This is a genomic window from Brachybacterium sp. p3-SID957, from assembly GCF_025144775.1.
GTDB classification, from domain to species: domain Bacteria; phylum Actinomycetota; class Actinomycetes; order Actinomycetales; family Dermabacteraceae; genus Brachybacterium; species Brachybacterium epidermidis.
The window spans coordinates 36,179-43,711 of sequence record NZ_JALXKT010000022.1; the positions used below are offsets into that span (position 1 = coordinate 36,179).

General features: G+C 73.8%; 7 protein-coding genes. 1 reads left to right on the plus strand and 6 read right to left on the minus strand.

The features are described from left to right. The first annotated feature begins 22 nt into the window (after positions 1 to 22). Complete coding sequence (locus M3B01_RS06660; protein WP_259790423.1) at positions 23 to 2,545, plus strand: DEAD/DEAH box helicase; 2,523 nt, start codon at positions 23 to 25, stop codon at positions 2,543 to 2,545. Positions 2,546 to 2,686: 141 nt separating this feature from the next. On the opposite strand, the gene M3B01_RS06665 is transcribed toward M3B01_RS06660, so the two are convergent. The 6 genes from M3B01_RS06665 to M3B01_RS06690 all read right to left on the minus strand — a co-directional run bounded on the left by M3B01_RS06665 (position 2,687) and on the right by M3B01_RS06690 (position 7,095). Next, the gene (locus M3B01_RS06665) at positions 2,687 to 3,019 is read right to left on the minus strand and encodes an Rv3654c family TadE-like protein (RefSeq protein ID WP_259790426.1); all 333 of its coding nucleotides are present in this window, start codon (positions 3,017 to 3,019) and stop codon (positions 2,687 to 2,689) included. Next, on the minus strand, positions 3,016 to 3,414 hold the full coding sequence (locus M3B01_RS06670) for a TadE family protein (RefSeq protein WP_259790429.1): 399 nt from the start codon (positions 3,412 to 3,414) through the stop codon (positions 3,016 to 3,018). The genes M3B01_RS06665 and M3B01_RS06670 overlap by 4 nt, the downstream gene beginning before the upstream one ends. Then, positions 3,411 to 3,611, minus strand: a complete 201-nt coding sequence (locus tag M3B01_RS06675) for a DUF4244 domain-containing protein (RefSeq protein WP_193865283.1) — start codon at positions 3,609 to 3,611, stop codon at positions 3,411 to 3,413. Before M3B01_RS06675 ends, M3B01_RS06670 begins: the two co-directional genes overlap by 4 nt. Before the next feature lie 156 nt (positions 3,612 to 3,767). Beyond that, a complete protein-coding gene (locus M3B01_RS06680; protein WP_259790432.1) occupies positions 3,768 to 4,868 on the minus strand; it encodes a type II secretion system F family protein in 1,101 nt (366 codons plus the stop codon). Next, positions 4,868 to 6,097 carry a TadA family conjugal transfer-associated ATPase gene (locus tag M3B01_RS06685; RefSeq protein WP_259790435.1) on the minus strand — a complete coding sequence of 410 codons (1,230 nt, stop codon included), beginning with the start codon at positions 6,095 to 6,097 and terminating at the stop codon, positions 4,868 to 4,870. The genes M3B01_RS06680 and M3B01_RS06685 overlap by 1 nt, the downstream gene beginning before the upstream one ends. Next, positions 6,094 to 7,095, minus strand: coding sequence for a hypothetical protein (locus tag M3B01_RS06690; protein WP_259790438.1), 1,002 nt, complete (start codon positions 7,093 to 7,095; stop codon positions 6,094 to 6,096). The genes M3B01_RS06685 and M3B01_RS06690 overlap by 4 nt, the downstream gene beginning before the upstream one ends. Between the last annotated feature and the right edge of the window lie 438 nt (positions 7,096 to 7,533).

The following is a 7,533-nucleotide window of genomic DNA, read 5'->3' on the forward strand; positions in this document are numbered from 1 at the left end:
AGCAGTCGAGAGGCGGTGCCGGATGCGCGCAGGGAGGGCGGAGGATCTGCTCGCCGCGCTCAGTGCACCCCCACTGCGCAGCGGCTGCCTCACCCACGTGGAGCGGATCCCCGCCCGCACGGGCCGTCGTGGTAGCTTCCCCGCCTGGACCGATCCGCGCCTGGTGGAGCATCTCGGCGCCCGCGGCATCACCGCTCCGTGGACCCACCAGCAGCAGGCCGCCGAGCTTGCCCACGCCGGTCGCAGCGTGGTGCTGTCCACCGCCACCGCCTCCGGCAAGTCCCTGGCCTACCTGCTGCCGGTGCTCAGCGACATCGGCGCCCGGGAGTTGGATCCCGCGGCCCGCCGCGCCACCGCCCTGTACCTCGCCCCCACCAAGGCGCTGGCCGCCGATCAGCTCACCAACATCACCGCCATGACCGAGGGCGCCGGGCTGCGGGACGCCAGGGTCGCGGTCTACGACGGGGACACCCCCATCGAGCAGCGCCGCTGGATCCGCCGCCACGCCACCGTGGTGCTGTCCAACCCGGACATGCTCCACTTCGGCATCCTGCCCGGCCACGAGCAGTGGGCGAGCTTCTGGCGGGCCCTGCGGTACGTGATCATCGACGAGTGCCACAGCTACCGCGGCGTGTTCGGCAGCCACGTGGCGATGGTGATGCGCAGGCTGCGGCGCATCGCCGGCCACTACCGGGCCGAGCCCACCTTCATCCTGGCCTCCGCCACGACCGCCAACCCGGAGCTGCCCGCCTCCCGCCTGGTGGGCCTGGACGTCGAGGCCGTCACGGAGGACGGCTCGCCACGTGCGGGGCTCACGGTGGGGCTGTGGGAACCGGGCACGCGGGCGGTCGTCGACGGGCGCCGTCCAGCCGGTGACGACGGGCACCGCCCGGCCGACGGTCACGCGGGCGCCGGCGGCTCCGCCCCCGGATCCCGAGGCTCTGAGCACGGCCCGCTGGGCCAGGCCGCCGATGACCTGGGCCATGCCGTCGAGGGTTCGCGTGCGGCCGGTGGAGGTCGCACCGAGGAGCCGCTGCGTCGCTCCGCCACCACCGAGTCCGCGGCCCTGCTGGCCGACCTGGTGGCCAAGGATGTGCAGACCCTGGTGTTCGCGCGTTCCCGTCGCGGTGCCGAGCTGGTCGCCGGCGGCGCTCGCCGGATCCTGAACCAGCAGGCCGAGCAGACCTCCTCGCCCGCCCTGGCGGATCGGGCGCAGCGGGTGGCCGCCTATCGCGGCGGGTATCTCGCCGAGGAGCGCCGCCGCCTGGAGGATGACCTGCGCTCGGGGCAGCTGCGGGCACTGGCCTCCACCAACGCCCTGGAACTGGGCATCGACATCGCGGGACTGGACGCCGTGGTGATCGCCGGCTGGCCCGGCACCCGCGCCTCCCTGTGGCAGCAGTTCGGTCGCGCGGGCCGCCGGCAGGACGCGGGTGGGGCCGCCCTGGCGCTGTTCGTGGCCCGTGAGGATCCCTTGGACACCTACGTGGTGCATCATCCGGAGACGGTGTTCGGGGCCGAGGTGGAGGCCTCCGTGTTCGATCCGGCGAACCCGTACGTGATGACCCCGCACCTGTGCGCCGCAGCCGCCGAGCTGCCCATCCAGGTGGGCCAGGAGGAGATCTTCGGCCCCTCGGCACGGGAGCTGCTGGGCACCCTGGCGGCGCGCGGTGTGCTGCGCGCCCGCCCCACCGGCTGGTACTGGACCATGACCGAATCCGCGCACCACCTCACCGATCTGCGTGGCAGCGGCGGGGAGCCGGTGCGGATCGTGGAGAAGGGCAGCGGCACCCTGCTGGGCACGGTGGACGCCGCCAGCGCCCACACCCAGGTGCACGACGGGGCCGTCTACCTGCACCAGGGCAGGAGCTTCGTGGTGGACCAGCTGGACGTGGAGCGTGCGGTGGCGCTCGTGCACCGCGAGGACCCGCTGCACTCCACCCATCCGCAGTCCGCCTCCACCATCCGCATCCGGCAGACCGACCGGGAGACCGCATGGGCCAGCGGGGTGCGCCTGTGCTTCGGCACCGTGGACGTCACCGACCAGGTCACCGGCTACCAGGTGCGGGACGTGTACACCCAGGCGGTGCTGGCCCAGCACCCCCTGGACCTGCCACCGCGCACCCTTACTACCAAGGCCGTGTGGTGGGTGATCCCTCGTGCCACCACCGATGGTGCGCAGATCCCCGGTGAGGAGCTGCCCGGGGCACTGCACGCCGCCGAGCACGCTTCGATCTCCATGCTGCCGCTGCTGGCCACCTGCGACCGGTGGGACATCGGCGGGGTCTCCGCCGCCCATCACGAGGACACCGGTGAGCCCACGATCTTCGTGTACGACGGGGCTCCCGGCGGTGCCGGCTTCGCCGAGCGCGGGGCCGATGACGCCGCCGCCTGGCTGCGGGCCACGGCCGACATGATCGGGGAGTGCGGCTGCGAGGCGGGATGCCCGGCCTGCGTGGTCTCACCGAAGTGCGGCAACGGCAATGAGCCGCTGTCCAAGGCGCAGGCGCGGCGCCTGCTGGGACTGCTGCACCCGGCCGGGTGATCAGCGCGCGGGCCTCCCTGCGGCCGACGGGCCCGTGACCAGGCACTCAGCTCCATCTCCCGCTCCGGCGCCCGCTCCTTGCGCAGGAACGTCGGAGGCTGTGGGCTGGACCGTCGTGGATTCGCCGGGACAGGTTCACGATCACGGCACGTCCGTGGGGGAGGGGCCGGCCCGCGCCCGCGCCCCGACCGCCGGCAGCGGAGCGGCCGTCACCTCCACCTGCACCAGGACGTCCTGCCCCTGCACCTGACAGGAGCTGAGCAGCGCGTCGTTGCGGTCTGCGGCCTCGGCGGCGACCTGGCACGGCGCACTCGCGCCGACGGCCAGGGCGTCGGACGCAGCCAGGGCGGCCAGATCTGCGGCGGTGGCAGCCCGGGCCTGGGCGAGCATCCCGCTGCCCAGCAGGCCCGCGCCGGCGACCACCGCGCTCGCCGCTCCGGTCCAGGCAAGGACAGCGGCCGCTCCCGTGCTCATGGTGTCCCCTCGCCGGTCAGGTGCGGTTCCCGGCGGGCCGTGGCATCGGCGCTCAGCTCCCACCGGGCACCGGCGAGCGGGCCGGTGTCGACGTGAAGGGTGCGGGAGGTGGTGACCAGCACCCAGTGGCCGTCCCCGCCGATCGAGACCGTGACGTCCTCTCCGCCGATGCGGCGCGCCGTCGCGGTGGCCGTGGCCTCGTCCTCCCCCCGGGCGAGCTCGCGGGCGGCCCCACGGGCGGCGCTCTCGAGTCGCACCTGCGTGCTGATGCCGGTTCCCACCACCAGGATGACCAGCACCATCGCCACGATCACGGGGAGCACGACGGCGGTCTCCGCGGTGGCGGACCCCCGGTCGTCCCACAGACGGGACGACCGGGAGGACCGCGCGGTCACGAGCCCGAGGCGAGCGCCGAGGTGATGATGCCGAGCAGCAGCTCGCGCACCTCCCCGGACGCCAGCAGGGCCACCAGCACCGCTGCGAAGCCGCAGGCCGCCAGCACGGTGATGGCGTACTCGGCGGTCGAAGCGCCGGTCTCGTCGCTGAGTGCACGCCGGAGACGGCGGTGCATCGTGCGGATCGTCGTGGACATGGTGTCTCCTTCGGTCAGGGACGGCGGGTGCCGTCCGATGGAGGCGACGGGTGTCGCCGGATCGGGGCAGCGTCGTGCTGCCGGGGACCCCCCGCGGATGCGGGGAGCCCGACCGGGCCCGGGTGAGCGGGACCGGGGTGCGAGGGGACGTGGCGGTCACGTCCCGGTGAGGGTGATGGCACCGCCCAGCAGCGACATGACGGTGGGGATGATCCCCAGCACCACGAACGCGGGCAGCAGGGTGAGACCGGTGGGCAGTACGAGGCGCACGGCCAGCCGGGCGGCACGCTCCTCCGCGTCGCGGGACCTGCCTCGGCGGGCATCCTGGGCGGAGGAGCGCAGCGCTCCGGCGAGGTCGGCCCCGGCGGCCTGGGCCAGCACGGCGGACTGCCCCAGCGCCGCGAACTCCGCGGGCAGCTGGGCCGTGGCGATCGCCGCCGGCACTCCGGCGCGCAGTGATCCCGCCGCCCGCGCGAGGGCCTCGGCATCGGCACCGGGGGAGAGGGACGCCGCGACCGCCTCGATCGCGGTGGGCAGAGGAGACCCCGCATCGAGGGCTCCGGCGATCAGCTCGAGCACCACGGACGGGTCGACGTCCTGGGCCGCGGGTGGATCGGCTCGGCGGATCAGCCGATGCATCCACCACCAGCCCGTTCCGGTCAGCAGCAGTCCCGCGCCTCCGAGCAGCGTGCCCGTTCCAGGGGTGAGCAGCAGGCGGAGCGGGTCCCCTCCCAGCAGCATGCCCAGGCCCAGCCCGGCGAGGGGAAGGACCAGCAGGATCCGGGCAGTGGACCGGGGCCCCGCGAACGCGGTGCGACGGGCCAGGGCGGAATCGTGCAGGTCTCGCACCGCGGTGGCCAGTCCCTGCAGGACCCCCGCGGTAGGAGCTCCTGTCCGTTCGCACACCGCCAGTGCCGCTCCCAGGGAGCCGACGGCTGGCGACCCCCTCAGGGACCCGCTCGCCACGCGTCGCGGATCCCCGCCTGCCGCGACGGCACGCGCGAGGTCCGCCAGCTCCCCGTCGGGAAGGGACCGGGCCACGGCGCTCCAGGCCTGCCGCAGCCCGGATCCTGCCCCGATCACGGCCGCCAGACGTTCGACCATCAGGGCGATGTCCAAGGCCCCTGGCCGCACGGCGCGGGTGAGCCCGCCGGAGGAGGGGCCGCGCGATCTGCCCGGCACCGGTGGCGCCAGCACCCACACCAGCAGGAGTACCAGGGGTGCCACCAGCCAGCCCGGGCCGAGACCCGTTCCCATCAGGCGGCCCTCCTGCGAGCAGGGGCGGCGGCCGGTGACGGGGACACGGATGCCCGGCCCGCGTCGAGCCGTCGCGCGAGGGCGGCGGCGGCGGGGCCCTCCACCAGGCCATCGGCGTGGGCGCGCAGTGCCGTGGTGCTGGTGAGAAGACCGTCCTTGCCGCGGTGCAGAAGAGCGATCTCCTCGACCCTGCGCTGTGCACCGTCGCGCCCCAGATGCAGCACCACCTCCAGGGCACTGCTCACCTGCGCCGCCAGTGCGCCACGGTCGAGCCCGCCGAGAGCGCCGAGGGCTTCGAGACGTACGGGTACGTCCTGTGCGGTGTTCGCGTGAACGGTGCCGCAGCCGCCCTCGTGCCCGGTGTTCAGCGCCTGCAGCAGCTCCCGGATCTCCGCTCCGCGGCACTCGCCCAGCACGATGCGATCCGGACGCATCCGCAGGCACTGCCGCACCAGGGAGGCCAGGTCCACGGCCCCAGCGCCCTCACTGTTGGCATGACGGGACTGCAGGTGCAGTACATGGCAGTGATCCACGGCCAGTTCGAGGACGTCCTCCACCACGATGATCCGCTCACTCACCGGGACCTCCCTCAGCATGGCTGCCAGCAGGGTGGACTTCCCGGTCCCGGTGCCGCCGGTCACCAGGAAAGGCACCCGTGCCTTGATCACAGCGGAGAGGACCGCTCGCAATGCCGGGCCGAAGGCGCCCAGCTGCTGCAGGCCATCCAGATCCAGACGGTGCGCCGCCGGCAGGCGGAGCGAGATGATCGCCCCGCCGGTGGACAGCGGTGGCAGCACCGCATGGAACCGGATCCCTGACGGCAGGTGGGCATCCGCCCATGGCACGGCGTCGTCCAGGCGCCGACCCCCGGCCGTTGCGAGTCTCACCGCGAGATCGCGCGCCTGGGCGGGGCCGAGCTGGACCGCTGCCTCCCGCAGTCCGTGCTCGCCGTCGACCCAGACCCGGCCGTCGTCGTTGACCAGGATGTCGGTGACTCCGGGGCCCGCCAGTGACTGCAGTGGCCCCAGCCCGTCGATGTGGTCCCGCACCTTGGCCGTGAGCTCGAGAGTGGAGGCCGCGCCCAGTACTCGTCCGTCCTGACGCAGCAGCCGTGCGACGCGGGGAACGTCCACCGTGCCGGGGCGCTGCACCAGGTCCTCGCGCACCAGTTCCAGCAGGTGGTCGAGCTCCGGGGGAGCCGGCGGCGGGGTGAGGGACGGAGCTGTCATGAGCGCAGCCCTCCTGTGCTCCCGTTCCCGCCTGCCTCGAGCAGGGAGGTCAGGAAGGAGCGGCAGGCCCGATCGGCGCCGCCTCGGCGCACGTCCAGCAGCGGGACGGCGCCCGGGGCGCTGTCTCGGAACGACATGGCGAGGGGGAGGCGCAGATCGGTTGCCACCTCGGAGGGCGAGAGCGGCCCGCGCCTGCGCACCGCCACGGAGGAGAGTCCGTGCGGGAGCGCCCACTGGCGAAGACGACGTGCGGCGGCCCGGACGGCGTGATCGGTTGCGGGAACCACGATGAGCAGACGGTCGAGGTGCGTCGCGGCGACGGGAACCAGAGCGGGGGAGAGGTCCACCACCACGGTGCCTCCAGCGGGCTCGAGGGCGTGGAGTGCGTGCTCGAGCCCCGAGGGGTCCGGGCCAGGGCCGTCGCCGGCGACCAGCAGACGCACCTCGTCCACCACCGGCAGCGCCTGGCGCAGTGCTTCGCCGTCGGTGCTGCCGACGGTGGCCACGTCCTGCCAGCCGACATCCGGGTGCTGGGGTGCCTCCACCAGCAGGTCCAGCCCACCACCCAGCGGATCCGCATCCACCAGCAGCGCGTTCCCGTGGCGTGTGGCGGCCGCGGCCAGGCGGGCCGCCAGGCTGGAAGCGCCGGCACCCCCGCAGCCACCGGCCACGCCCAGCAGCAGGGAGCGGCGTCGGGGGCGGGCGGCACGGGCCAGATGGGTGAGCAGGGAGTCGGACTCCGCCGGCAGCCGCAGCACTGCTCGTGCCCCGTTCTCGAGAGCGGAGCGCCACTGCTCCTGGCTGATGGTGGGCGCGTCCGTGAGCATCACCAGTGCGGCCTCGGGAACCGTCGGCAGATCATCGGCCAGAGGCGGCTCCGCCTGGGCGAGCACGACGGCGACCGTGCTCACGTTGGTCGATCCGGCGTCCACCAGCTCCAGGCCGACGGCGGTGGCATGGTCGTGGGCGAGTTCGCGCAGCGGGCCAGCCGGCCCCACCCATAGAGCGCACGTGCCCCGTTCCTGGACGCTGCCGTCCACGGGGCGCTGCGGTGCATGCGGGCGGGGGAAGCGGGACCGGGGTCGGGGCCCCCGTGATCCAGGACGAAGGTCCCTGGCCGCGCCGGTGGCCCACGCCGAGGTCGCCGCTGTGGTGCCGGCGGCCTGCGATGGAGCGAAAGTGCTGGTCATGCAGCCATCGTTGCTGCATCCCGTGGAGGGCGACAGTGCTTCGCGCCGATCGTGGACAACCCAGCATTGGGGAGGAACCCGAGGTCACGCACACCCCTTGCGCGCTCGCCCGGCGCGACGTAGTGTGATCTGCACAACGACGAATACCGTCAACGGAACCCACGTGCGACTGGTCCCCGCAACGGACCGGCTGCGAGGCGTCGAAAGCGCCACCGCAACCATCACACATGGCACGCCTGATCCCGT

Coding starts and splice junctions, on each gene's coding strand:
- M3B01_RS06660 (WP_259790423.1), top strand. CDS start 23: ATGCGCGCAGGGAGGGCGGAGGATCTGCTCGCCGCGCTCAGTGCACCC.
- M3B01_RS06665 (WP_259790426.1), bottom strand. CDS start 3,019: ATGAGCACGGGAGCGGCCGCTGTCCTTGCCTGGACCGGAGCGGCGAGC.
- M3B01_RS06675 (WP_193865283.1), bottom strand. CDS start 3,611: ATGTCCACGACGATCCGCACGATGCACCGCCGTCTCCGGCGTGCACTC.
- M3B01_RS06680 (WP_259790432.1), bottom strand. CDS start 4,868: ATGGGAACGGGTCTCGGCCCGGGCTGGCTGGTGGCACCCCTGGTACTC.
- M3B01_RS06685 (WP_259790435.1), bottom strand. CDS start 6,097: ATGACAGCTCCGTCCCTCACCCCGCCGCCGGCTCCCCCGGAGCTCGAC.